Source organism: Sphingomonas sp. PvP018, assembly GCF_017876865.1.
GTDB classification, from domain to species: domain Bacteria; phylum Pseudomonadota; class Alphaproteobacteria; order Sphingomonadales; family Sphingomonadaceae; genus Sphingomonas; species Sphingomonas aerolata.
Genome location: NZ_JAGIOU010000001.1, coordinates 3,441,643 through 3,465,606 on the forward strand (window position 1 = coordinate 3,441,643; position 23,964 = coordinate 3,465,606).

The following is a 23,964-nucleotide window of genomic DNA, read 5'->3' on the forward strand; positions in this document are numbered from 1 at the left end:
CCCCGACGGGGGAGGGGCGTCACTTGATCCAGGGGCGTTCGCGAAACCATTTTGTGACGATATATTTGACGCCCTCGACCACCGGCATGCCTTCGTGGAGCGTCAGGCCATTGGGGCTGCCGTCGGGGCTCATATTGTTCCACGCGAGCAGCAGCCCGCGCTTGGGCGCGACCTTGACGCCCGCCTGCGGGAACCACGTGGCGCCACCCTCGGGCACGTCGTTCAGATAGACCATCGCGGTCCAGGTGCGCTGGCCGCCCTGTTCCTGCATCTTGTCCCAATAGCTTTCGCTCGCATGGAAATAATCGTGATGCGCGCGAAATTGCTGGCCGGGGGCGTAACGCTGACCCTGCATCGTCTCGCCATGCGGCAGGTCGATGCCGAGCAGCGCGGCGATCGCCTCGTCGGTGGGTTGCACATCGGGGGACCAGCGATCCATGTCGCAGCTTTCCGACGTGCGGAAACTGCTGTTCGGGCGGTCGGACAGCAGCGTCGACGGCCGCCGCTTCGAATCGATCAGCGCGATGAGCGCACGACAGGTCGCGGCGTCGAGGAAGTTGGCGTGGTGATAGAATTGCACCCCGTCGATCGCGACGCGCTGGACCTTCGGATTGGCGTCGAGCCGCGCGGCGACGCTGGCGCCAGCCGCCTGCCGTGTCGGCGCCATCGGATCCTGCGGCTTGGCTTTGGTGAATAAACCCATGGACCCGAATTTGCGCAGCCGTCCGCGAAACGCAAGGGGGCGCAATGGGTACGGCACGACGGGCGGGGTGGCCCGTCGTGCCGCAATGTGCCTACCAGAAGATGTCGTAGACCGTGTCGACCACCCGCCCGCTGTCGAGATCGACGAGCAGCGCATCGTTGTAATAGCGGACCCAGCGATACGGCCCATAGGCCTCGGGCAGGCGATAGGTGTAGGGATCCTGGATCCAGTAATTCTGGTTGTACAGATTGCTGTTCAGCGAAAAGCCGATGCCGAAGCGGCGATAGCCCGAGCCCCATCCGTTCGGCGCATAATAGCGCGGCAGGCGGTAGGCGCCGCGGTTGCTCGCGCGATAGTCGCTCCAGCCATAACGAGTGTCGCTTCGCCAGCCGCGGTTCCATGCGCCGCGCTGGCCATATCCGCCGCGGCCATAGCCCTGGACGGTGCCGTAGCCGCCGAAATGCTGGCCGTTGCGATAGCCGCCCCGATCCCGATCCCGATCGCCGTCACGTCCGCGCCAGTCGTCGCGGCCGCGGGGGTCCGGGCGGCCGCGCCAGTCGGCGCGCCCGCGTGGATCGTCGCGATAGCCGCGGTCCTCGCCGGGGCGCCCGTCAAAGCGCGCGCGATCGGGCTGACCGCGGCGGTCGTTTCGGACGTCCTGGCGGGCGGCATCGCGTTGCGCATTGCCGCGGACCCAGTTTTCGCGAACCTGGTCGGCCTGCCGGTCCGACGCCACGCGCGCATTCCAGTCCTGGCGGGGGCCGTCCGGTCGGCCGTTGCGCCCATAGCCGCCGTCACCGCGCGCCTGGCCCTGCACGACCGTGCCCTGGTCCGCACGATGCGGACGATCGCCCCGCTCACCCCGATCGCCACGCACCTCGCCATTCCCCGGCGCCTCGGCACCGAACCGCTGCGCCTGTGCGGCCACCGGCACCAGTGCGGATGCCACGAGCAAGATCTTCAGGAAACTCCGCGTCATTGCCGTCGTCCTCGACTGCCGGCGCACGAGCCGGCTCCTATGGTGCACCCCGTCTAGCCTTACGGGCGTGAGGCGACGCTGAATGGCTTGGTCAGCGATCCGACAGGATTCGTGCGCGGGCGGCCTAGCGCGCGGGCGGCGGGACGAGCGCGGGGACAAGCCGTGCGGAATCCGCCGGGTCGATCCCGGGGCGCGGGCCGGCGGGCAGGACCTCCTCGCCGCGGGTCGCGCGGCCCGCGCGCTGGATCGCCTCGACGACGCGCGGATAGACGCCGCAGCGGCACAGATTGGTGATCTGTTCGCGGATCAGCGCCTCGCTCGGGTTTGCATCGCGTTTCAGCAGTGCGGCGGCGGCCATGATCATGCCGGGGATGCAGAAGCCGCATTGCGGCACCGCTTCGGCAATGAAGGCGAGCTGCAGCGGGTGGTTGCGTTCGTGCGACAGCCCCTCGATCGTGGTGACATAGCGCCCCTCGATCGACCCGATCGGCACACGGCAGCTGCGCACCGCACGGCCGTCGATATCGACCGTGCAGGCGCCGCAATGGCCGGTGCCGCAGCCATATTTGGTCCCCGTCAGGTTCGACGCGTCGCGCAGCGCCCAGAGCAGCGGCGTCGCGGGATCGAGCCGATATTCGATCGCCTGGTTGTTGACGGTGAAGCGGGTCATCCCCGCGCGCTAGCCGATCCCCCGGGCGGAGGGGAGGGGGCTATTGCCGCCAGCTCGTGTCGCGCTTGTCGACCAGCCGGACCATCGCCTCGAAATCCGCCTTGCCCGCACCACCGGGCAGCGAGACCTTGCCGAGATCGCGCTGGTGGACCTTGACGACATCGTCGGGGATCAGGATCGGCGTGCCCATCGACGCCGTCGCGACCTGGATCTCGCAGGCGCGCTGCAGCGACCAGTGCTTGATGAACGCCTCGGGCAGCGTCCGACCCATGACCAGGATGCCGTGATTGCGCAGCAGCATCACGCGCTTGTCGCCGAGATGCTCGATCAGCCGTTCGCCCTCTTCCGACCGGACGGTGACGCCCTCGAAATCATGATAGGCGATCTGGCCGATGAAATTGCAGGCATAGAAATTGGTCGGCTGCAGCCCGCCCTCGACCGCGCTGACCGCCATCCCCGCAGTGGTGTGCGTGTGCATGATGCAATACGCGTCGGGCAGGTTCTTGTGGAACAGCGCGTGCTGCGTGAAGCCCGCGAGATTGACCGGATAGGGGTTCTGGTCGAGCTTGTTGCCGTCGATGTCGATCTTGACGAGGCTCGACGCGGTCACCTCGCTGAAATGCAGCCCGAACGGGTTGATCAGAAACGCGCCGTCCTCGCCGGGGATCTTCAACGTGATGTGGTTGTAGATCATCTCGGACCAGCCGAGCATGTCGAAGACCCGGTAGCAGGCGGCAAGCTGTTGGCGGGCCTCCCATTCCGCGGGTGAAACCGTCGAATTGCGCAGCGCTGCGGTCGCCATCTCATGCTCTCCCTTGTCGCGTTTGCAAACGGCATACCCGATGCCCGAAAGCGCGGCAATCGACGGGTGGCACGCCGCGGCCGGACGCGAACGCGCCTCTAACCATTGCCACGCGCGGTCGCCCCGGCCTATGCCGCCGCCCAACAAGACCGCGAGAGGGCGCAATTTATCATGCATGTCGACACCCATCACACCGCCGCCGCGGGAGGCGCCGCCGCAGAGGGCGATGCCAATCACGGTTACGACGCCCCCGACCTGCGCGTCTTCGTCTTCGCCCTGTTCTTCATCTTCGGTGGCATCACCTCGCTGAACGACATCATCATTCCGAAGATGAAGGAGCTGTTCACGCTCGACCATGCGACCGCGATGCTGGTCCAGTCGGCCTTCTTCCTCGCCTATGCGCTGTTCTCGATTCCTGCCGCGGCGATCGTGCGCAAGGCCGGTTATATGCGCACCGCCTCGATCGGGCTGGTGACGATGACCGTCGGGTGCCTGTTGTTCATCCCGGCGGCGGGCAAGGCCAGCTTCGAGATGTTCCTGTTCGCGCTTTTCGTGCTGGGCGCGGGCATCACGGTCGTCCAGGTCGTCGCCAACCCGCTGATCTCGGCGCTCGGCGCGCCGAAATCGGCATCGAGCCGGCTGACCTTCGCGCAGGCGTTCAACTCGCTCGGCACGACGATCTTCCCTTATGTCGGTTCCGCGGTCATCCTTGGTGGTCTCGCGACGGTGGATTCCTCGACGCTGACCGGCGCCGCGCTTGACGCCTACCGGACCGAATCGTCGCGGACCGTCGTGCACACCTATATCGGCCTCGCGATCGCGCTGCTGATCGTCGCCGCCGTCGTCTGGACGCGGCGGAACCGGCTGAACGAGGAGCAGGAGCAGACGGGCAGCATCCTCCACGCCTTCACGCTGCTCAAGCGCCCGCGCTTTGCGATGGGGACGGCGTGCATCTTCCTTTATGTCGGCGCCGAGGTCGCGGTCGGCTCGCTGATCGTCAACTACCTGATGCAGCCGAGCGTGATGGGCCTGAGCGATGTCGCTGCCGGTCAGCACGTGCCCTTCTACTGGGGCGGCGCGTTGATCGGGCGGTTCATCGGGGCCTATGTCCTCAACAAGGTGTCGCCGGGCAAGGTCCTGGCCGGTGTCGCGACGGGAACGCTGGCGCTGATCCTGATCTCGGCGAATACCGAGGGTGCCGTGTCGGGTTGGGCCTTGCTGTCGATCGGGCTGATGAATTCGGTGATGTTCCCGACGATCTTCGCCTTGGCATCCGAAGGCCTTGGCAAGCGTGCGGCCGAGGGATCGGGCGTGATCGCCACGGCGATCGTCGGCGGGGCGATCATCCCCTATTTCACGGGCGTGCTCGCGGATTCGTCGGGCAGCCTGCACTTCGCGTTGCTGCTCCCGGCGATCTGCTACGCGCTGATCCTTGCGTACGGGGTGTATGCGCGCAAGCCGGTGACGGCCGTCGCCTAATCCTCGTCGTCATCCTGGGCTAGACCCAGGATCCAGAGCCACGACCGCTACCGTCCGTGGCTCTGGATCCTGACTTTCGTCAGGATGACGGGTGTTTTGGCAGCATTGGTGCCGCGCGCCCGGTCGCGAGATCGGCATCTGAGAAGCGGATCGGCGTGCGCAAACCCGGCACGCTCGATCCATCCGGACGCACGACGTCGATCGCCATGCCGCGCGCGATCACCTGTGGATCGTCGAACGCCTGCGCGACGGTGTTGATCGGTCCGGCGGGGACGCCGACCGCCTCCAGCCGCGCGAGCAGCTCGAGTTTAGGCACCAGCGAGGTCGCCGCCTCGATCCCTACAAACAAGATATCCTTGAAGGCGAGCCGCCCGGCATTGGTCGCGAACCGCGGATCGTCGCGCATTTCGGGTAAGCCCATCGCATCGCAGAACCGTCGGAACTGGCCGTCATTTCCGACCGCGAGGATGAACCACCCGTCGCTGGTTGGAAAGACGGCATAGGGGCATACGTTCATGTGCGCGTTGCCGACCCGCGTCGGCGAGACGCCGCTCGCAAACCAGTTCATCGCCTGATTGGCGAGCACCCCGGTCATCGTGTCGAGCAGCGCCATGTCGATCTGCTGCCCCCGGCCGGTTCGCTCGCGCATCGCCAGCGCCGCCTGGATCGCGATCACCGAATACAGCCCGGTCATGATGTCGGCGAACGCGACGCCGATCTTCTGCGGCGCGCCATCAGGCTCGCCGGTGAGATCCATGATCCCGCTCATGCCCTGGACGATGAAGTCATAGCCCGCGCGCGGTGCGTAGGGTCCGTCCTGTCCGAAGCCGGTGATCGAGCAATAGACGAGCTGTGGATTGATCGCGGCGAGCGTCGGATAGTCGAGGCCGTATCTGGCGAGCCCGCCGACCTTGAAATTCTCGATCACGACATCGGCGTCGGCGATCAGCGCACGGACTGCGGCCTGTCCCTCGGGTGTCGTGAAGTCCGCGACGACCGAGCGCTTGCCGCGGTTGGCGGCGTGGAAATAGGCTGCATCGCTGGTGCCGTCGGGGTTGTCGATGAACGGCGGGCCCCATGTCCGGGTGTCGTCGCCCGCCGGGCTCTCGACCTTGACGACGTCGGCGCCGAGGTCGGCGAGCACCTGGCCTGCCCAGGGGCCGGCGAGGATGCGGGCGAGTTCGACGACCTTTAGGCCGGCGAGGGGTGTGGGTTTGCCTTCCACGATTAAATCACCACCCCGGCGGAGGCCGGGGCCCAGTTGGAAAGATTGCAGTGACGACACGCAGGATCAGCCAAGGCGCGTCCCCCAACTGGGCCCCGGCCTTCGCCGGGGTGGTAAGCAAGCACGTGGCCTATCACTAGAACGCCGCAATACCCGTGATCGCGCGACCGAGGATCAGCGCGTGGACGTCGTGTGCGCCCTCATAGGTGTTGACCGTTTCGAGGTTCATCATGTGACGCATCACCTGATATTCCCCCGAAATGCCGTTGCCGCCGTGCATGTCCCGGCTCATCCGTGCGATGTCGAGCGCCTTGCCAACATTGTTGCGCTTGACGATCGAGACCATCTCAGGCGCGAACCGCCCCTCGTCCATCAGCCGCCCGACGCGCAGTGACGCCTGGAGCCCGAGCGCGATCTCGGTCTCCATGTCGGCGAGCTTCTTCTGATAGAGCTGCCGCCCGGCGAGCGGGGTGCCGAACTGGTTGCGATCGAGGCCATATTGCCGCGCGGCGTGGAAGCAGAATTCGGCGGCACCGAGCGCCCCCCACGAAATCCCGTAGCGCGCACGGTTGAGACAGCCGAACGGCCCCTTCAGCCCCTGGACGTCGGGGAGCAGCGCGTCCTCGCCGACCTCGACCTCGTCCATCAGGATCATGCCGGTGATCGACGCACGCAGCGACAGCTTGCCCTCGATCTTGGGCGTCTCGAGCCCCTTCATCCCGCGTTCCAGGATGAAGCCGCGGATACCGCCGCCATGCTCGTCGGACTTGGCCCAGACCACGAACACGTCGGCGATCGGCGAGTTGGAGATCCAGGTCTTGGCGCCCGAGATGACATAGCCGTTCGCGGTCTTCTTCGCGCGCGTCGTCATGCCGCCGGGGTCCGAACCCGCATCGGGCTCGGTCAGTCCGAAACAGCCGATGATCTCGCCGGTCGCGAGCTTCGGCAGATATTTGCGCTTCTGTGCTTCGGAGCCGAACGCATTGATCGGGTACATCACCAGGCTCGACTGGACCGACATCATCGAGCGATAGCCCGAGTCGATCCGCTCGACCTCGCGCGCGACCAGGCCGTACGCGACATAGGAGGCGCCGACGCCGCCATATTCCTCTGGGATAGTCGGACCGAGCAGGCCGAGATCACCCATCTCACGGAAAATCGCGGGATCGGTATGTTCGTGCTGGAACGCGTCGATGATCCGCGGCGCGAGCTTGTCCTCGGCATAGGCGCGCGCGGTATCGCGGATCATGCGTTCGTCTTCGCTCAGCTGGTCGTCGAGCAGGAACGGATCCGCCCATTCGAACTTGCCCATTCCGGCGCCGGTGCCTGCCATCGTCATCTCCTTCATTGGCCGCCGACTTCGTGTTTCCAGGGCCGAAAGTCCAGCCCCAAGGCACGGCTATGCGTCGATCAGCGTCAACGCCGCGATGGTGACACGCAGCCGCAACCCGACCTGCTCCACCATGTCGATCGCGAGATCGGCGAGGATGTGTCCCCGCAGCGGCAGCTCGGCATCGGGCAGGGCGGCAAGCCACGATCGAAAGCCGGGTATGGGATCCGCCAGGATGACCAGATGATGTTGCTCGCCCGAGAAGGTGGCGCTCGCCCATGGGCGGGAAACCGTCTCGATCACCTCGAATGCCGTGCCCGATGCGGCGACACTGGCGTGAAGTGCGCGGATCAACCGCGTCGCGACATCGGGGCCGCGCAGGGGGTCCATCCTCACGACCGGCCGCGCCCGGACGTGTTCGCGATGAACGCCTCGATTCGCGCGACCAGTCCCGCGCGTGGCTGACGACCGCGTCTGAGATCCGCGACGAGCCGGGAATCATTCACCGCGCGCCGTCCGAAGGTCGCCGCCCCCATGTCGGTCTGCCGCAGATATCGGTTGATCTTGACCAGTACGGACATCGTTTGCTCCTCGTGATTCCCTGCGTCCGTTCACGATCTGTTCCTTGAAATCCAACTTGTCTAGGATTTTTCCTGCGCTATGGTCTCACCATGTCCGATCCCGATCCCCGAGCAGTGCTGGCACGGCTTGCGGCTGCGCGCGGGGACAGTCTGGCGGCCCTGTCGGCAATGCTGGGACGCAACGCGGCCTATCTGCAGCAGTATGTGAAGCGCGGGTCGCCACGACGATTGGCGGAGGACGATCGCCGGCTGCTCGCGCAGTATCTCGGCGTCGAGGACCATGTGCTCGGTGGGAGCGGGGGGAAGACGGGGAAGAGTCCCACCGGATTCCAGATCGCCCGGCTGGCGGTGCAGGCGTCGGCCGGGCCGGGTGCGCTGGTCGATGACGAGGTGTTGCTGGGCACCGACGTGATCGACCCGGCACTGGCGCGGCGGCTCGGGCTGCGCGACGGGCAGGCGGCGATCATCCGGGTCCGGGGAACATCGATGGAGCCCGGCCTGCAGGACGGCGATCACATCATCGTCAATATGGCGACCACGGTGCCGGGCGCGCGCGGGCGGCTCTACGTCATCCGGGTCGATGGCCTGACGATGGTCAAGCGCGTCGCGCTGCGGGACGGGACGCTCAGCGTGTCGAGCGACAATCCTGCCGCGCCGCCGGTACCCGACGGCCCGGTCGACATTGTCGGCCGCGTCGTCTGGCAGATGCGCGAACCCGCCTAGCGGCGGTCGCGAATCCAGACGAGGAGCGCGGCGGCGACGCCGATCGCGGTGCCGATCAGGAGGCCGGGCGTGGCCTGGCCGATCGCAAATCCGACCCCGGCACCGCCAAGGATGCCGAGTGCGATCAGGAAGCCGCCAGCAGCGGTCGGACGTTTGTCAGCCATGTCCCGCACCTGCCACGTCGCGCGCGCGGACGCCAGTGCTGGCCGTCGACGTGGACGATGCACCGCGCAACGCGCTGATTGTCCGGCAGGATATTTCGATGTCATGACGAAACGTGGCGAAAATGCGTCACGAACGACTGTCGCGGGGGGCCAAGCCCGGCTAGGAGGCGAGCATGGTGTACCGCTTCGGGTGGGTCGGGATCGGTACGGCCGCCGCCGTCCTTGTCGTGCCGATGCTGACGGCGCCCCCCCGCGCCGCCGCCCAGACACGCGTATCCACGCCGCAGGAGGGCGCTGCGGCTGCGGACGCGCCGGTGTCGCTCGATCCGATGTCGCCGCTCGCGCCGCTGCCGGATATCGGCGTCGCCTGGCCCGATCTTGCCGCCGCCACCGATGATCCGGTCACCGTCGCGACCAACACCGATGCGACGACCGAGACGCGCTATTCGTGGCGGCTGGAAGGGATCGACTCGATCGAGAACGCGCTGCTGAAACAGCGGTTTGACCAGCTCTCGACGCTCAACGCGAACGACGGCGAGGTCGCCAACGCAGCGCAGCTCGATCGCCGTGCGCGCGAGGACGGCGACCTGCTCAACAGCCTTTTGCGCGCCGAGGGCTATTATGACGCGCGCGTCACCACCCGGGTCGAGCCGGGGCAGAAGCCGCTGGTGATCGTCTCGGCCGAGCCCGGCACGCGCTACACCTTCACGGGCGTGACGATCGACGGTCTTGCGGCGGCGGGGGACAAGGCGCCCGCGCTGGCCCAGGCCTTCGGCATCAAGCCTGCCGACCCGGTCAATTCGGACGCGATCGTCGCGGGCGAGGCGAAGCTGACGACTCAGATCGGGCGCGAGGGTTTTCCGTTCGCCAAGGTCGGCGATCCGGCGATCGTGGTGGACCATGCGACACGCACCGCCACGCTCGACCTGTCGATCGTCCCGGGCGGCCAGAAGCGCTTTGGCCGGATCGTCGCGCTGCCCGGTAACCGCGTGTTCGATGCAGACCATGTGCAGGAAATCGCGCGGTTTTCCCCCGGTCAGCCCTATGATGCGGGCGAGCTGGACGATCTGCGCCGGGCGCTCGTCCAGACCAGCCTGGTGTCGTCGGTCGAGGTCAGGCCGATTCCCGGCAGCACCGCCGACAGCGTCGATATCGGCGTAAAGCTCGACCGCGCGCCGCCGCGCACGGTCGCGGGCGAGCTTGGTTATGGCACGGGCGAGGGCGCACGCGCCGAGGTCAGCTGGACGCATCGCAACCTGTTTCCGCCCGAAGGCGCGCTCACGCTGCGCAGCGTCATCGGGACGCAGGAGCAGCTTGGCGCGATCGTCTATCGCCGCAACAACTTTCATGCGCGCGACCGCGTGCTGACCGCGCAGGTCTCCGCGGTGCATATCAACCGCGATGCCTATGAGGCCAAGACCTTCACGCTGGCCGGCAGCATCGAACGCCAGACGAACATCTTCTTCCAGAAGACCTGGACCTGGTCGCTCGGCGCGGAGCTGATCGCGTCGGACGAACGCGACGTGATCGTGTCGACCGGCGACCCGCGACGCCGCACCTTCTTCATCGGCGCGCTGCCGACCACGCTGAATTATGACGGATCGGATGACCTGCTCAACCCGACGCGCGGGTTCCGGCTCGGTGGGCGGTTGAGCCCGGAGGCGTCGTTCCAGGGATCGGTGTTCGGCTATGCCCGGACGCAGATCGACGCGAGCGTGTACCGGACGGTCAGCGACGGGATCGTGCTGGCGGGGCGGACCCGGCTCGGTACGATCGTCGGCGCGCCGCGCGACCAGGTGGCACCGTCGCGGCGTTTCTATGCCGGCGGCGGCGCGTCGATACGCGGCTATGGCTATCAGTCGATCGGTCCGCGCGATCCGAACAACGACCCGATCGGCGGCCGCAGCCTGACCGAATTCTCGATTGAGGCGCGGATCAAGGCGTTCGGCAATTTCGGGGTCGTGCCGTTCCTCGATGCGGGCAACATCTACACGTCGCCGCTGCCCAAATTCACCGGTCTGCAATATGGCACGGGGATCGGGGTGCGCTATTATTCGAACTTCGGCCCGATCCGATTCGATGTCGGGACGCCGATCAACCCGCAACCGGGCGACAGCCGGATCGCGGTCTATGTATCGCTGGGACAAGCGTTTTGACCGACGCCGCGACCGAGACGACGGAGCCGGGCCGGCCTGTGCCACGGCGCCGCTGGTGGCGCTGGCTTGCGGCAGCGTTCCTGGCCCTGGTGGCGATCCTCGGTGCCGCGCTGCTGATCGTCGATACCGATATCGGCCACCGCTATGTCGCCAATCGGGTCGGCGCGATCCGTGCGGCCAATGGGCTGCGCTTCACGATCGGGCGGATCGACGGGTCGCTCTATGGCGATACGCGGCTGACTGATCTGCGCGTCTATGATCTCGACGGGCTCGTGTTCCAGGCACCGCGCGTCGCGCTCGACTGGTCGCCCATCCGCTGGTTTTCGAACCGGCTCGAAATCCGCCGGCTCGCGATCGATCGCGCGACGCTGTTCCACGTCCCGCGCACGCGACCGTCAAAGAGGCGCACGCCGATCCTGCCCGATTTCGACATCCGAATCGGGCGGCTCACGGTCGGACGCCTGCTGCTCGACCCCCGCGTGCTCGGCACCGCACGCGTCGCGCGGCTCGACGGCCGTGCCGATATCCGCTCGGGACGCGCGCTCGTCGACGTGAACGCGCTGGTCGCGGGCAGCGATCGGCTCAAGCTGCGGATCGATGCGGAGCCCGCGCGCGACCGGTTCGATCTGGACGTCGCGGCGCGCGGTGAGGCGAACGGGGTGCTCGCGCGGATGGTCGGTGCCCGGAGCAACGTCGCGCTCGTCGTCACCGGTGACGGCCGCTGGGCGCGCTGGACGGGCCGCGCACAGGGTAATGTCGGCGCGTCACGCGCGGTCGATCTCGCGCTTTCACAGGCGAGCGGACGCTATACGCTGTCGGGAACGCTCGCCCCCTCGGGGCTGCTCAGCGGACGGCTCGCGCGGCTCACCACGCCGCGGGTTCTGGTCAATGGCGCCGCGACGTTCGTCGAACGCCGGCTCGACGGGCGGCTGTCGCTGCGGTCGCCGGCGCTCTCGCTCGACACGACGGGTATCGTCGATCTCGGCGCGAACGCGTTTCGTGATCTTCGCGTGAAGGCGCGGCTGCTGCGGCCGACGGCGCTGATCGGGACGATGGGGGGCAGCGGCATCGAACTGCGCGCCATTCTCGACGGTGCCTTCGCGACCGCAAGCTTCGACTACCGCCTCGACGCGGCACGACTGACCTTCGACAAGACCGGCTTCGATCGCGTGCGGATCGCCGGCAAGGGGCGTCTGTCGGCGGCGCCGGTCACCGTCCCGATCCGCGTCACCGCCGCCCGCGTGACCGGGGTCGGCGATGTCGCCGGGGGGATCCTGCGCAACCTGTCGGTCGATGGGCGGCTGCGGATCACGCCTGCGCTGCTGACCGGTGACGACCTCGTGCTGCGCTCCGACAAGCTCAACGGACGGATCGGCATCCGGGTCGATCTGCGCACCGGGCGGTTCGACGTCGGGGTGAATGGCCGGCTCGGTCGCTATCTGATCCCGGGGCTGGGGATCGTCGACGTCACGTCGACGCTGCGCGTCGTTCCGGGGCCGAACGGCAAGGGGACGCGCGTGATCGGGCAGGGCGCGGCACAGGTGCTGCGACTCGACAACGCCTTCTTCCGCAGTCTCGCAGGCGGTCTGCCGCGGCTCACCGCCAATCTCGAACGAACGACGGACGGAGTCCTGCATTTCAGCAACCTCGTCCTTGTCGCGCCGCAGATCCGGTTGAGCGGCAACGGCTACAGACGGCGCGACGGCAGCTTCCGGTTCGAGGGCGGTGGCCGTCAGCAGAACTACGGGCCGGTCACGCTGACGCTGGACGGCAGGATCGAGCGGCCGACGCTCGACCTCGTCCTTGCCAGCCCCAGTCCGGTGCTGGGGCTGACGAACGTGCGGGCGCATCTCGATCCGACGGCGCAGGGCTATGCCTTTGCCGCTGCGGGTGGCTCGCGGCTTGGCCCCTTCACCGCGGCGGGTACGCTCCTCCTGCCGCGCGGCGCCGGTGCCACGATCGCGATCGCCGCGCTGGACGTCAGCGGGACCCGCGCGACGGGGACGCTCGCGATCGTCGATGGCGGCTTCAACGGGCGGCTCGCGGTGGCGGGCGGCGGTCTGGGAGGCGAGCTGCTCTTCCGACCGGTCGGCGAGAATCAGCGCGTCGAGGCGCACCTCGATGCGCGCGCGGGGACGCTCGCCGGCTGGACGTTGCGGCGTGGCCATATGGACCTCGTCACGATTCTCGACCCTGCGGGCACCTCGATCGAGGCGACCGCGACCGGCGCAGGCTTGCAACGCGGGGCGCTCAGCATCGGGCGGCTGACGGGCAGCGCGTCGCTGCGCGGCGGGGTGGGGCAGATCAAGGCGTCGATTGCCGGGTCGCGCGGACGCGCATTTGATATCGAGAGCGTGACCGACGTGACCGCCGACAGTTATCGCATCGCCGCGCAAGGGACGCTCGACCGGCGGCCGCTCCGGCTGCTGAGCCCCGCGATCGTGACCCGCGACGGCGATGGCTGGCGGCTCGCACCGACGCGTCTGAGCTTTTCGGGGGGCGAGGCGCAGATCGGCGGACGCTTCACCGGATCGACCAGCGCGATCGACGCGAGCATGACGCGGATGCCGCTGGCCATCCTCGACATCGGCTATCCGGGACTCGGGCTCGGCGGTCTGGCATCGGGTACGTTCAGCGTCGCGACGAGCGGCGGGAACCCGCCGACGGGCAAGGCGGACGTGACGATCCGTGGCCTCAGCCGTGCGGGGCTCGTGCTGTCGTCGCGGCCGATCGACGTCGGGGTCGCGGCGCTTCTGTCGCCTGACAAGCTCGGCCTGCGTGCGGTGATCGCCTCGGGCGGCAAGACGATCGGTCGCGCACAGGCGCAGCTTGCGCCGCTTGGTGAGGGCGACCTCGCCACGCGGATCGCGCGCGCGCGGCTGTTCGGACAGCTGCGCTACAGCGGGCCCGCGGACACGCTGTGGCGGCTGACGGGGGTCGAGCTGTTCGACCTGTCGGGACCGGTGGCGATCGGGGCGGACGTCGTCGGTACGCTCGAAGCGCCGGTAATCCGCGGCGTCGTCCGGGCGACCAACGCCCGCATCGAAAGCGGCACGACGGGCACGATCCTGTCGAACGTCCAGGCCAGCGGCCGGTTCGGCGGTTCGCGGCTGGTGATCGACCGCTTTGCCGCGGACGCGGGCAAGGGCGGCCGCGTGACCGGCGTCGGCCAGTTTGATTTCGCGGCCAGAAACGGGCTCGGCATCGACCTGCGGTTGCAGGCTGCAAACGCTGTGATGATCAATCGCGATGATATCGGCGCGACCGTGACGGGGCCGCTGACGTTCACGTCGGACGGGATAGGCGGCGTGATCGCGGGCGACGTGGTGATGAACAAGAGCCGCTACCGGCTAGGTCAGGCGACCGCGGCAAGCGCAGTGCCGCAGCTCAACATCCGGGAAATCAACCTGCCCGAGGGCGGCGAGGAAAAGGCCGCGCCGACGCGCCCCTGGACGCTGGCGATCAAGGCCCGCGCGCCGAACCAGGTCATGGTCAGCGGGCTGGGGCTGACAAGCGAATGGTCCGCCAATCTCCAGATCGCCGGCGAGCCGCAGAATCCCGCGATCACGGGCCGTGCGACGCTGATCCGCGGCGATTACGAATTTGCCGGGCGCGAGTTCGAGCTGGCGCGCGGCGTCATCCGGTTCGATGGCGGCGTACCCGCGAACCCGGCGCTCGATATCGAGGCGAATGCCGATTCGACCGGGCTCAACGCTTCGATCCGCGTCACGGGCTATGCGCTCAAGCCGGAGATCGGGTTCACGAGCACGCCCGCGCTGCCGCAGGACGAGCTGCTGTCGCGCCTGCTGTTCGGGACGTCGATCACCAACCTGTCCGCGCCCGAAGCCCTGCAGCTCGCGGCGGCGGTGGCGGCGTTGCAGGACGGCGGCAACGGGATCAATCCGATCAACGCGGTGCGGCGTGCGGCGGGTCTCGACCGGCTGCGCATCCTGCCCGCCGATCCGCAGACGGGGCAGGGCACGTCGATCGCCGCAGGCAAATATGTGACGCGGCGGCTCTATGCGGAGATCGTCACCGACGGCCAGGGCTATAGCGCGACGCAGGTCGAGTTCCAGGTCACCCGCTGGCTGTCGCTGCTGTCGAGCATCTCCACGCTTGGCAGGCAGAGTGCGAACGTCCGCATTTCCAAAGACTATTGAACCCGCCGGCCATCGCCCGGCGATTCCCTGCTCCGTGGGAACCAGCCTCCTCGGGTTTGGTTGATCGGCAGTCACATATCGAGGCCAGATGACCCTTCCCCAATCCCTTTCGATCGCCACGCTCATCGGCATGATGATGCTCTTCATCTGGGGACGGTTTCGCTACGACGTCACAGCTATCCTGGCGTTGCTAGCGAGTATCGCGCTCGGGATCGTCAGTCCGAAGGACGCTTTCAAGGGCTTTTCCGACGACATCGTGATCATCGTCGGTTCGGCGCTCGTCATCTCGGCGGCGGTCCAGCGCTCGGGGGTTATCGAACTGGCGCTGGCGAAGCTTGCAAAGCGGGTCACGCGGGTGCGGTCGCAGCTTGTCGTGCTGACCGCGTCGGTGGGGTTCTCGTCCGCGCTGGTCAAGAATATCGGCGCGCTGGCGATGCTGATGCCCGCCGCGTTCCAGATGGCGAAGAAGAACAACACCTCGCCATCGGTGTTCCTTATGCCGATGGCGACCGCGTCGCTGCTCGGCGGTCTCATCACGCTTGTCGGTACCTCGCCCAACATCATCGTCAGCCGCGTCCGCGAGCAGATGACCGGACATCCCTTCGGCATGTTCGACTATGCGCCGGTCGGGCTCGGGCTGACGGTAATGGGGCTGATCTATCTGCGCTTCGCCTATCGCCTGCTGCCGCGCGACCGGCGGGCTGCGCCGACGATGGGCGAGGCGCTCGACATCAAGGGGTATATCACCGAAGCGGCGATCCCCGAGACGTCCCCCGCGGTCGACGAGTCGGTCGAGGATTTTCTCGCACGGCACGACGGCGAGGTGTCGATCACGCGGATCCTGCGCGCGGGCATGCGCAGCGCGCCGAACGAGCATACACACCTGAGGGCGGGCGACGTACTGATCCTCGGCGGCGAACCCGATGCGCTCGAACGCGTCATTGCGCGCGACCGGCTGAAGCTGGAAGGCGAGGACCGCGAAAAGGCGGATCAGGCGGACGACGATGAAGTCGGCGTGATCGAGGCGGTCGTCAATGTCGGTTCGCCGCTGGCGGGCCGGACCGCGGCGCGGCTTGCGCTGCAGGCGCGGTTCGGGGTCAACCTTATCGCGATCTCGCGACAGGGCGAGCATCTGTCGCGCAGGCTGGCGAATATCGAGCTGCGCGCGGGTGACGTGCTGGTGCTGCAGGGGCCGCTCGAACAGCTACCCGGCAAGTTGCGCGACCTGGGCTGCCTGCCGCTGGCACAGCGCGAGATGCGACTCGGCGTGTCGAAGCGTAGCTGGCTGCCGATCGGGATTCTCGGCGTCGCGATGGGGGCGACGGCGATGGGGTTCGTGCCCGTGGCGGTGGCGTTCTTCGCGGCGGCGGGGCTGATCATGGCGACCGGCGTGCTGCCGGTGCGCGAGGCCTATGACCATGTCGAATGGCCAATCCTGATCATGCTCGGCGCGTTGATTCCGGTCAGCGATTCGCTTCGCACCACCGGGGCATCGGATGTCATCGCGACCTGGCTGTCCGCGACCGCATCGACGCTGCCGCCCTGGGGGGCGGTCGCGCTGATCCTGGCAGCGGCGATGGCGGTCACGCCGTTCCTGAACAATGCCGCGACCGTGCTGGTGATGGCGCCGATCGCAGCGACGTTTGCGGGAGATCTCGGCTATCGGCCGGAGGCGTTTCTGATGGCGACCGCGGTCGGCGCGGGGTGCGACTTCCTCACGCCGATCGGTCATCAGTGCAACACGCTGGTCATGGGGCCGGGCGGCTACAAGTTCAGCGATTACGCCCGGCTCGGCGCGCCACTGTCGCTGCTGGTGCTGCTGGTCGGCACGCCGCTGATCGTCGCGGTCTGGCCGATGCACTGAGCCCCCTCCCGCGGGGGAGGGGGCGTCGGCGGCATCAGCCGGGCAGGCCCACCACCGTCTTCACTTCCATGAAGTCGGTCAGCCCGTAGCGGCCATTCTCGCGGCCATTGCCCGATTGCTTGTAGCCGCCGAACGGCGCGCCGATGTCGGGGCTCCACGAATTGATCGTGACCAGCCCAGCGCGCAGCTTTGGCGCCACTTTCGCTGCGGCGGCCGGGTCGCCCGAGATCGTTGCAGACAGCCCGTATTCGGTCGCGTTGGCGATGCGGATGCCCTCCTCCTGGTTGGCGTAGGCGGTGATCGTCGCGACCGGGCCGAAAGTCTCCTCCTGCGCGATCCGCATGTCGGGGCGGACATCGGTGAACAAGGTCGGCTGGATATAATAGCCCGCGTTGCGCCCGTCGGGACGCCCCACGCCGCCCGTGACCAGCGTCGCACCCTCGTCGATCGCCGACTGGATCAGCCCCTGGATCTTGTCGAACTGCGCCTTGTTGACGACGGGGCCGATATGCTGGCCCATTTCGGCAGGGTCGCCCACTTTGGTCTGCTCCATCATCGTCTTGACGATCGCGGTGGCCTCGGCAACCTGGCTGGCATGAACTAGCAGCCGGGTCGGCGCGATGCAGCTCTGCCCCGAATTGGCGAGCACGCCCGCCACCGTCGGCGGCAGGACTTTGGCAAGGTCCGCCCCCTCGAGCACGAGGTTGGCCGCCTTGCCGCCCAACTCCTGATGAACGCGCTTGACCGTCGGAGCGGCGGCCTGCGCGACTGCGATCCCCGCGCGGGTCGACCCGGTGAAGCTGACCATGTCGACGTCGCGGTGGCTCGACAGCGCCGCGCCGACGCCGGGGCCGTCGCCGTTGACGAGGTTGAACACTCCCGCCGGGACGCCCGCGGCATCCATGATCTCGGCGAGGATGATTGCGCAGGAGGGCGCCTCCTCGGACGGCTTCAGGATCATCGTGTCGCCTGCCGCCAGCGCTGGCGCGACCTTCGCGCAGATCTGGTTGAGCGGCCAGTTCCAGGGCGTGATCATCGCGACGACGCCGAGCGGTTCGTGCACGACGGTCGCCTTGCCGATGACTTCGGAAAATTCGAACGCCGCCAGCGCCTTGGCGGTCCCGGAGAAATGGGCGAGGCCGGTCGGGGCCTGCGCCATCGACGCGAGCGCCATCGGCGCGCCCATTTCCTGCGACATCGCCTTGGCCAGATCGGGCATGCGCGCCTTGTACTCGGTCATGATCCGGCCGAGCATTTCGAGCCGCTCCTGCACGCTCGTCTGGCTCCAGCTTTCGAACGCGGCGCGGGCGGCGGCGACCGCCTTGTCGACATCGGCCGCGGTGCCGAGCGTGATCTCGGTACAGGGCTGTTCGGTCGAGGGGTCGATGACCTGGTGGATCCGGCCGCCGTCGCTGTCGACCCAGGCGCCGTCGATATACTGCTTCAGATAGCTCTTCATCATGCCTCTCCGCATCGTGTTTTGCAGAGGAATGGGCGTCGGGCGGATCGGTTGCAACCCGAAACGCGGAGCCTAGTTAGGGTCATGACCAACAGGAGACGGGCATGGCACGCGTAGCGACAATCAGGACGACCGGTGGCCCCGAGGTGATCCAGTGGGACGACGTCGACCTGCCCGCGCCGGGCAAGGGCGAGGTGTGGATGCGCAACACCGCGGTCGGGCTGAACTATATCGACACCTATCACCGCAGCGGCGTCTATCCGGTAGCGTTGCCCTCAGGGCTCGGTAGCGAGGCGGTCGGCGTGGTGATGAAGGTGGGCGAGGGGGTCAAGGGCTTTGCCCCGGGCGACCGCGTCGGCACCTTCGGCCCGGCGCGCGGGGCCTACGCCACCGAGCGCAACGTGCCCGCGGGTGAGCTCTTCCATTTGCCCGACACGCTCGACGACCGCACCGCCGCGGCGATCCTGCTCAAAGGCTGCACTGCGGAGTTCCTGATCGAACGCTGTGCGCGCGTCGAGGCGGGGCAGACGGTGCTTGTCCATGCCGCCGCGGGCGGGGTCGGGCATATCCTCGTCGGCTGGCTGAAGGCGATCGGCGCGACCGTGATCGCCAGCGTCGGCAGCGAAGCAAAGGCCGAACGGACGCACAAGGCGGGGGCCGATCACGTCATTCTCCACCGGTCCGAGGATATCGCGGCGCGGGTGCGCGAGATCACCGGCGGGAAGGGCGTGCCCGTGGTGCTCGACGGTGTCGGCGGCGCGACATGGCAGGCGTCACTCGACAGTGCGGCGAAGCGGGGTCTTATCGTCAGCTTCGGCAATGCAGGCGGCGTGGTCGATGGTGTCAATCTCGGCGTGCTGGCGGCCAAGGGGTCGCTGTTCGTGACGCGCCCGACGCTGTTCGATTATGCCGAGCACCGGCAGGCGATGGTCGACCGAGTGTTCGCGATGCTCGAGCAGGGCGCGTTCAAGCCCGAGATCGGCCAGACCTTTGCGCTGGAGGATGCGGCGGATGCGCACCGGGCGCTCGAGGCGGGGGAGACGTTCGGGAGTAGCGTGCTGCTGGCCTGAGCGCGCCGCAGCCATGTTCTCCCGCGAAGGCGGGAGGCCAGACTGGGGCGCCGCCTCCGCGGGGACACAGGGTCTGGATGTATCGTGCAGTTTGAGCCTCCCCGGTCGGTGGAGTTTGCAGAGCACCTCAACGGAAAAAGGACGCCCGGATTGCTCCGGGCGCCCTTTTCTCTGTCAGCGCCGTGGCGAAGCCACGTCGTCGGTCGTCGCCATAGGCGACGCCGGCCGACAGCGGCTAAGCTGCCGGCACGGCAGATTAGCCGCTGTAGTACATGTCATACTCGACCGGGCTCGGCGTCATCTCCCAACGCGCAACTTCAGCACGCTTGATCTCGACGTAGCTCTCGATCTGATCCTTCGAGAACACGTCACCCTTGAGCAGGAAGTCGTGATCCGCGAGCAGGCAGTCGAGTGCCTCGCGGAGCGAACCCGCGACGGTCGGGACCTGGGCGAGTTCTGCGGGCGGCAGGTCGTACAGGTTCTTGTCCATCGCTTCGCCCGGATGGATCTTGTTCAGGATGCCGTCCATGCCGGCCATCATCAGCGCCGCATAAGCGAGATACGGGTTGGCGAGCGCATCGGGGAAGCGCACTTCGACGCGCTTCGCCTTGGGGCCGGTGCCGTACGGAATGCGGCACGAGGCCGAGCGGTTGCGCGCCGAATAGGCGAGCAGCACGGGCGCTTCGTAGCCGGGGACGAGGCGCTTGTAGCTGTTGGTCGTCGGGTTGGTGAACGCGTTGACCGCCTTGGCATGCTTGATGATGCCGCCGATGAAATACAGGCACATGTCGCTGAGGCCCGCATAGCCGTTGCCGGCGAACAGCGGGGTCTTGCCATCCCAGATCGAGAAGTGCGTGTGCATCCCCGAGCCGTTGTCCTCCTTGATCGGCTTGGGCATGAACGTCGCCGTCTTGCCGTATGCGTGCGCGACCTGGTGGACGACGTACTTGTAGATCTGCATGCGATCCGCGGTCTGCGTCAGCGTGCCGAAGGTTAGGCCCAGCTCATGCTGTGCAGCCGCGACCTCGTGGTGATGCTTGTCGCAGGGAAGGCCCATCTCGATCATCGTCGAGACCATCTCGCCGCGGATGTCGACGGCGCTGTCGACCGGCGCGACCGGGAAATAGCCGCCCTTGGCGCGCGGACGGTGGCCGAGATTGCCGCCCTCATATTCACGGCCCGAATTGCCCGGCAGTTCGATGTCGTCGATCTTGTAATAGCTGGTCGAATAGCTGTTCTCGAACCGGACGTCGTCGAACATGAAGAATTCGGCTTCGGGACCGACATAGACGGTGTCGCCGACGCCGGTCGTCAGCAGATACGCCTCGGCGCGCTTGGCGGTCGAGCGCGGATCGCGGGCGTAGAGCTCGCCGGTCGACGGATCGGCGATGTCGCAGATCAGGATCATCATCGGCGTCGCCGAGAACGGATCGACATAGACCGCGTCGAGATCGGGCTTGAGCGTCATGTCGCTCTCGTTAATCGCCTTCCAGCCCTCGATCGACGAGCCGTCGAACATCAGGCCGTCGGTCAGCTCGTCTTCACCGATCAGGCTGGCGACCATCGTCAGATGCTGCCACTTTCCCTTGGGATCGGTGAAGCGCAGATCGACCCACTCGATCTCCTGGTCCTTGATCATCTTCAGGACGTCGTTGGCCGAATTTGCCATGATGCTAAGCCCTCTTTGCTCGATAGGTCGGCAGATATGCCGGAAATGATAGTGCGGCGCAGCGCGCTAATTCCACAGATTGTTGCGCCGCGTCAAATGAAGTCGGTGTCAGTAAAGCCGTTAAATCGCGTCGTCGTCGCGCTCGCCGGTACGGATGCGCAGCGCGCTTTCGACGGGAATGACGAAGATCTTGCCGTCGCCGATCCGGCCGGTCTGCGCGGCTGCTGCAATCGCCTCGACGACGCGCTGTGCCAGACCATCCGCGACGACGACCTCGAGTTTCACCTTGGGCAGGAAGTCAACGACATATTCGGCGCCACGATACAGCTCGGTATGGCCTTTCTGCCGGCCAAAGCCCTTGGCCTCGGTCACGGTGATGCCGCTTACGCCGATCTCGTGCAGCGCTTCCTTCACCTCATCAAGCTTGAACGGCTTGATGATGGCTTCGATCTTTTTCACAGGTACGCCCCCGATTGTCGTTGAAACCAACGCCCTACAGGGCGCCTTGCACCAAACGTGCCAGTTGTCGCCACCTTGGGCAACGACCGATTCACCCGTAAACCCTGCCCGAAAATACAGCATCCGGAACGGATGTGCACGATGCGGGGGCAGCGATCACAGAATTTCGTGCAGCCGCGCGATGGGCCGTCCGAGGCGGACGCCTTTGTCGGTCTCGACCAGCGGACGCTCGATCAGCAGCGGATCGATCATCATCGCGTCGAGGATCGCTTCGGTGTCGCCATGCTTGACCGCCTTCGCGCCGTCCTCTGCCATGCGCAGGCCCTGGCGCGGCGTCATGCCTGCGCGGTCGTAGAGACGGACGAGTTCGGCGCGCGACGGGGGAGTCTTCAGATATTCGACGATCGTGACGTCCGCACCGGCCTCTTGCAACAGCGCGAGCGCCTCGCGCGACTTGGAGCATTTCGAGTTGTGGTAGATCGTCGCCTTCACGAATGCTCCGTCGTCATTGGACTGGCCTCGGCCGGACCATGTGTCCCGCCCGGTTCTTGTTCTCCCGCGAAGGCGGGAGCCCAGTCTGGGCTCCCGCCTTCGCGGGAGAACATTCTAAGTGGCAGGAGCGCTTACGCCCCCTGCTTGGCGAGCCACTCTTCCAGCCACTTGATCGTGTACGCGCCTTCCTGGAACTCAGGATCGTCGAGCAGTGCACGGTGCAGGGGAATCGTCGTCGTGACGCCCTCGATCACCATCTCCTCAAGCGCACGCCGCAACCGTCGCAGTGCGCCCTGACGCGTCGCGCCGTAGACGATCAGCTTGGCGACCATCGAATCGTAATAAGGCGGCACGCGGTAGCCGGCATAGAGCCCGCTATCGACGCGAACATGCATCCCGCCCGGCGCATGATAGAGCTTCACCAGCCCCGGCGACGGCGCGAAGGTGCGCGGATCCTCGGCATTGATGCGGCATTCGATCGCATGGCCGCGGAACTGCACGTCTTCCTGGCGCAGCGTCAGCGGATGCCCCTCGGCGATGCGGATCTGTTCACGCACGAGATCGAGGCCGGTGATCATCTCGGTCACCGGATGCTCGACCTGGAGCCGGGTGTTCATCTCGATGAAGTAGAACTCACCCGCTTCCCACAGGAACTCGATCGTCCCCGCGCCGCGATAGCCCATGTCGGCCATCGCCTTGGCGACGATGCCGCCCATCCGCTCACGCTCTTCCGCGGTGATGATCGGCGAGGGGGCTTCCTCAAGCACCTTCTGGTGGCGGCGCTGGAGCGAGCAGTCGCGCTCGCCGAGATGGATCGCGTTGCCCTCGCCATCGCCGAAGATCTGGAATTCGATATGCCGCGGATTGCCGAGGTATTTTTCCATGTAGACGGTGGCGTCGCCGAACGCGGCCTTCGCCTCGCTGCCGGCCTGCTGCATCTGCGTTTCGAGGTCTTCGGCGTCGGTGACGACCTTCATCCCGCGACCGCCGCCGCCGGATGCCGCCTTGATGATCACCGGATAGCCGATCTCGTCGGCGATCCGCTTGGCCTCGGCGATGTCGCTGATCGCACCGTCCGAGCCGGGGACGAGCGGCAGCCCGAGCGCGCCTGCGGTGCGCTTGGCCTGGACCTTGTCGCCCATCGTGCGGATGTGCTCGGGCTTTGGGCCGACGAACAGGATGTTGTGCAGCTCGACGATCTCGGCGAACTGCGCGTTCTCGCTCAGAAAGCCGTAGCCCGGATGGATCGCATCCGCGCCGCTGATCTCGGCGGCGGAGATGATGTTGGGGATGTTCAGATAGCTGTCGGTCGCCGACGGCGGTCCGATGCAGATCGCCTCGTCCGCGAGCCTTACGTGCATCGCGTCGGCGTCGGCGGTCGAATGGACCGCCACCGTCTTGATGCCCATCTCATGGCAGGCACGGTGGATCCGCAGCGCGATCTCGCCGCGGTTCGCAATGAGCAGCTTCTTGATTTGCTTCATTATTCGACCACGACCAGCGGCTGGTCGAATTCGACCGGCTGGCCGTTTTCGACGAGGATCGCGGTGACGGTGCCGGCCGAGGGCGCGACGATCGTGTTCATCACCTTCATCGCCTCGATGATCAGCAGCGTGTCGCCCGCATTGACCTTCTGGCCGACGGTCGAGAACGGCTTCGCCTCGGGGTTGGCAGCGAGATAGACGGTGCCGACCATCGGCGACTTGACCGCGCTCGCGCTGATCGCCGGGGCGGACGCGCCGACCTCGGCCTGCGGGATCGCCAGCGGTGCGGAGACGGCGGGCGCCGCAGGGGCGGGGGCATAGTGCGCGACGGGCGCGGCCTGCGCCGCCTTGCGTGCGACGCGGATCCGGCGCGAGCCGTCCTCAACTTCGATCTCGGTCAGCTGCGTGGTGTCGAGCAGTTCGGCGAGCTGGCGCACCAGGGTCACATCGACCTGCATTGCGCCTGTTGTTTCTGGTGTATCGGTCATGGCGGGG

Annotated in this window: 21 protein-coding genes; 6 read left to right on the forward strand and 15 right to left on the reverse strand. The window is 67.0% G+C overall.

Going from position 1 to position 23,964, the window contains the following annotated elements:
* Nucleotides 1-19: 19 nt before the first annotated feature.
* From J3A66_RS15375 to J3A66_RS15390, 4 genes are all read right to left on the reverse strand, one after another.
* Nucleotides 20-703, reverse strand: coding sequence for a 2OG-Fe(II) oxygenase (locus J3A66_RS15375; protein WP_056406126.1), 684 nt, complete (start codon nucleotides 701-703; stop codon nucleotides 20-22).
* A 91-nt stretch (nucleotides 704-794) separates the two neighbouring features.
* Complete coding sequence (locus tag J3A66_RS15380) at nucleotides 795-1,682, reverse strand: RcnB family protein (protein ID WP_209569834.1); 888 nt, start codon at nucleotides 1,680-1,682, stop codon at nucleotides 795-797.
* Between the two features lie 124 nt (nucleotides 1,683-1,806).
* A complete protein-coding gene (locus J3A66_RS15385; protein WP_031438879.1) occupies nucleotides 1,807-2,352 on the reverse strand; it encodes a (2Fe-2S)-binding protein in 546 nt (181 codons plus the stop codon).
* 40 nt (nucleotides 2,353-2,392) lie between these two features.
* Nucleotides 2,393-3,154, reverse strand: a complete 762-nt coding sequence (locus tag J3A66_RS15390) for a class II aldolase/adducin family protein (RefSeq protein ID WP_209569836.1) — start codon at nucleotides 3,152-3,154, stop codon at nucleotides 2,393-2,395.
* Between the two features lie 171 nt (nucleotides 3,155-3,325).
* Here J3A66_RS15390 and J3A66_RS15395 point away from each other — a divergent pair, with 171 nt between their 5' ends.
* A complete protein-coding gene (locus J3A66_RS15395; RefSeq protein ID WP_031438881.1) occupies nucleotides 3,326-4,633 on the forward strand; it encodes a sugar MFS transporter in 1,308 nt (435 codons plus the stop codon).
* Between the two features lie 79 nt (nucleotides 4,634-4,712).
* Here J3A66_RS15395 and J3A66_RS15400 read toward each other — a convergent pair whose 3' ends face one another.
* From J3A66_RS15400 to J3A66_RS15415, 4 genes are all read right to left on the reverse strand, one after another.
* On the reverse strand, nucleotides 4,713-5,858 hold the full coding sequence (locus tag J3A66_RS15400) for a CaiB/BaiF CoA-transferase family protein (RefSeq protein ID WP_209569837.1): 1,146 nt from the start codon (nucleotides 5,856-5,858) through the stop codon (nucleotides 4,713-4,715).
* Between the two features lie 136 nt (nucleotides 5,859-5,994).
* Complete coding sequence (locus tag J3A66_RS15405; RefSeq protein ID WP_245336838.1) at nucleotides 5,995-7,191, reverse strand: acyl-CoA dehydrogenase; 1,197 nt, start codon at nucleotides 7,189-7,191, stop codon at nucleotides 5,995-5,997.
* 66 nt (nucleotides 7,192-7,257) lie between these two features.
* Nucleotides 7,258-7,578, reverse strand: a complete 321-nt coding sequence (locus tag J3A66_RS15410; protein ID WP_245337104.1) for a hypothetical protein — start codon at nucleotides 7,576-7,578, stop codon at nucleotides 7,258-7,260.
* 2 nt (nucleotides 7,579-7,580) lie between these two features.
* Nucleotides 7,581-7,769, reverse strand: a complete 189-nt coding sequence (locus J3A66_RS15415; protein WP_031438885.1) for a hypothetical protein — start codon at nucleotides 7,767-7,769, stop codon at nucleotides 7,581-7,583.
* A gap of 90 nt (nucleotides 7,770-7,859) precedes the next feature.
* Between J3A66_RS15415 and J3A66_RS15420 the strand changes: the two genes are divergently transcribed.
* Nucleotides 7,860-8,492 (forward strand): S24 family peptidase, encoded by a 633-nt coding sequence (locus tag J3A66_RS15420; protein ID WP_209569841.1) that lies wholly within the window; start codon nucleotides 7,860-7,862, stop codon nucleotides 8,490-8,492.
* On the opposite strand, the gene J3A66_RS15425 is transcribed toward J3A66_RS15420, so the two are convergent.
* On the reverse strand, nucleotides 8,489-8,656 hold the full coding sequence (locus J3A66_RS15425; RefSeq protein WP_167396669.1) for a hypothetical protein: 168 nt from the start codon (nucleotides 8,654-8,656) through the stop codon (nucleotides 8,489-8,491). The genes J3A66_RS15420 and J3A66_RS15425 overlap by 4 nt on opposite strands.
* A gap of 173 nt (nucleotides 8,657-8,829) precedes the next feature.
* Here J3A66_RS15425 and J3A66_RS15430 point away from each other — a divergent pair, with 173 nt between their 5' ends.
* From J3A66_RS15430 to J3A66_RS15440, 3 genes are all read left to right on the forward strand, one after another.
* Nucleotides 8,830-10,812, forward strand: coding sequence for an autotransporter assembly complex family protein (locus J3A66_RS15430; protein WP_209569843.1), 1,983 nt, complete (start codon nucleotides 8,830-8,832; stop codon nucleotides 10,810-10,812).
* Nucleotides 10,809-14,972 (forward strand): translocation/assembly module TamB, encoded by a 4,164-nt coding sequence (locus J3A66_RS15435; protein WP_209569845.1) that lies wholly within the window; start codon nucleotides 10,809-10,811, stop codon nucleotides 14,970-14,972. The genes J3A66_RS15430 and J3A66_RS15435 overlap by 4 nt, the downstream gene beginning before the upstream one ends.
* Nucleotides 14,973-15,060: 88 nt before the next feature.
* Entirely contained in the window at nucleotides 15,061-16,836 is a 1,776-nt protein-coding gene (locus tag J3A66_RS15440) for an SLC13 family permease (protein ID WP_056406135.1), read from the forward strand.
* 34 nt (nucleotides 16,837-16,870) lie between these two features.
* Here J3A66_RS15440 and J3A66_RS15445 read toward each other — a convergent pair whose 3' ends face one another.
* A complete protein-coding gene (locus J3A66_RS15445) occupies nucleotides 16,871-18,295 on the reverse strand; it encodes an aldehyde dehydrogenase family protein (RefSeq protein WP_209569853.1) in 1,425 nt (474 codons plus the stop codon).
* A 104-nt stretch (nucleotides 18,296-18,399) separates the two neighbouring features.
* On the opposite strand from J3A66_RS15445, the gene J3A66_RS15450 reads away from it, so the two are divergent.
* Nucleotides 18,400-19,365 carry a quinone oxidoreductase gene (locus J3A66_RS15450; protein ID WP_209569856.1) on the forward strand — a complete coding sequence of 322 codons (966 nt, stop codon included), beginning with the start codon at nucleotides 18,400-18,402 and terminating at the stop codon, nucleotides 19,363-19,365.
* A 256-nt stretch (nucleotides 19,366-19,621) separates the two neighbouring features.
* Here the strand turns inward: J3A66_RS15450 and glnA are convergent, their stop codons facing one another.
* The 5 genes from glnA to accB all read right to left on the reverse strand — a co-directional run bounded on the left by glnA (nucleotide 19,622) and on the right by accB (nucleotide 23,957).
* Nucleotides 19,622-21,034 (reverse strand): type I glutamate--ammonia ligase, encoded by a 1,413-nt coding sequence (glnA, locus tag J3A66_RS15455; protein WP_031394506.1) that lies wholly within the window; start codon nucleotides 21,032-21,034, stop codon nucleotides 19,622-19,624.
* Nucleotides 21,035-21,154: 120 nt separating this feature from the next.
* A complete protein-coding gene (locus tag J3A66_RS15460; protein WP_031394505.1) occupies nucleotides 21,155-21,493 on the reverse strand; it encodes a P-II family nitrogen regulator in 339 nt (112 codons plus the stop codon).
* A gap of 156 nt (nucleotides 21,494-21,649) precedes the next feature.
* Nucleotides 21,650-21,985: an arsenate reductase family protein gene (locus J3A66_RS15465; protein ID WP_209569858.1), complete on the reverse strand. Its 336-nt coding sequence runs from the start codon at nucleotides 21,983-21,985 to the stop codon at nucleotides 21,650-21,652.
* 131 nt (nucleotides 21,986-22,116) lie between these two features.
* On the reverse strand, nucleotides 22,117-23,469 hold the full coding sequence (gene accC / locus J3A66_RS15470; protein ID WP_031438893.1) for an acetyl-CoA carboxylase biotin carboxylase subunit: 1,353 nt from the start codon (nucleotides 23,467-23,469) through the stop codon (nucleotides 22,117-22,119).
* The gene (accB, locus tag J3A66_RS15475; protein WP_037527677.1) at nucleotides 23,469-23,957 is read right to left on the reverse strand and encodes an acetyl-CoA carboxylase biotin carboxyl carrier protein; all 489 of its coding nucleotides are present in this window, start codon (nucleotides 23,955-23,957) and stop codon (nucleotides 23,469-23,471) included. The genes accC and accB overlap by 1 nt, the downstream gene beginning before the upstream one ends.
* Nucleotides 23,958-23,964: the final 7 nt, after the last annotated feature.

Excerpts from the sequence above, each read along its gene's own strand:
- J3A66_RS15390 (WP_209569836.1), bottom strand. The coding sequence starts at position 3,154 with ATGGCGACCGCAGCGCTGCGCAATTCGACGGTTTCACCCGCGGAATGG.
- J3A66_RS15385 (WP_031438879.1), bottom strand. The coding sequence starts at position 2,352 with ATGACCCGCTTCACCGTCAACAACCAGGCGATCGAATATCGGCTCGAT.
- J3A66_RS15410 (WP_245337104.1), bottom strand. The coding sequence starts at position 7,578 with ATGGACCCCCTGCGCGGCCCCGATGTCGCGACGCGGTTGATCCGCGCA.
- J3A66_RS15405 (WP_245336838.1), bottom strand. The coding sequence starts at position 7,191 with ATGGCAGGCACCGGCGCCGGAATGGGCAAGTTCGAATGGGCGGATCCG.
- J3A66_RS15380 (WP_209569834.1), bottom strand. The coding sequence starts at position 1,682 with ATGACGCGGAGTTTCCTGAAGATCTTGCTCGTGGCATCCGCACTGGTG.
- glnA (WP_031394506.1), bottom strand. The coding sequence starts at position 21,034 with ATGGCAAATTCGGCCAACGACGTCCTGAAGATGATCAAGGACCAGGAG.
- J3A66_RS15445 (WP_209569853.1), bottom strand. The coding sequence starts at position 18,295 with ATGAAGAGCTATCTGAAGCAGTATATCGACGGCGCCTGGGTCGACAGC.
- J3A66_RS15425 (WP_167396669.1), bottom strand. The coding sequence starts at position 8,656 with ATGGCTGACAAACGTCCGACCGCTGCTGGCGGCTTCCTGATCGCACTC.
- J3A66_RS15420 (WP_209569841.1), top strand. The coding sequence starts at position 7,860 with ATGTCCGATCCCGATCCCCGAGCAGTGCTGGCACGGCTTGCGGCTGCG.
- J3A66_RS15450 (WP_209569856.1), top strand. The coding sequence starts at position 18,400 with ATGGCACGCGTAGCGACAATCAGGACGACCGGTGGCCCCGAGGTGATC.
- accB (WP_037527677.1), bottom strand. The coding sequence starts at position 23,957 with ATGACCGATACACCAGAAACAACAGGCGCAATGCAGGTCGATGTGACC.
- accC (WP_031438893.1), bottom strand. The coding sequence starts at position 23,469 with ATGAAGCAAATCAAGAAGCTGCTCATTGCGAACCGCGGCGAGATCGCG.
- J3A66_RS15440 (WP_056406135.1), top strand. The coding sequence starts at position 15,061 with ATGACCCTTCCCCAATCCCTTTCGATCGCCACGCTCATCGGCATGATG.
- J3A66_RS15395 (WP_031438881.1), top strand. The coding sequence starts at position 3,326 with ATGCATGTCGACACCCATCACACCGCCGCCGCGGGAGGCGCCGCCGCA.
- J3A66_RS15375 (WP_056406126.1), bottom strand. The coding sequence starts at position 703 with ATGGGTTTATTCACCAAAGCCAAGCCGCAGGATCCGATGGCGCCGACA.
- J3A66_RS15415 (WP_031438885.1), bottom strand. The coding sequence starts at position 7,769 with ATGTCCGTACTGGTCAAGATCAACCGATATCTGCGGCAGACCGACATG.
- J3A66_RS15430 (WP_209569843.1), top strand. The coding sequence starts at position 8,830 with ATGGTGTACCGCTTCGGGTGGGTCGGGATCGGTACGGCCGCCGCCGTC.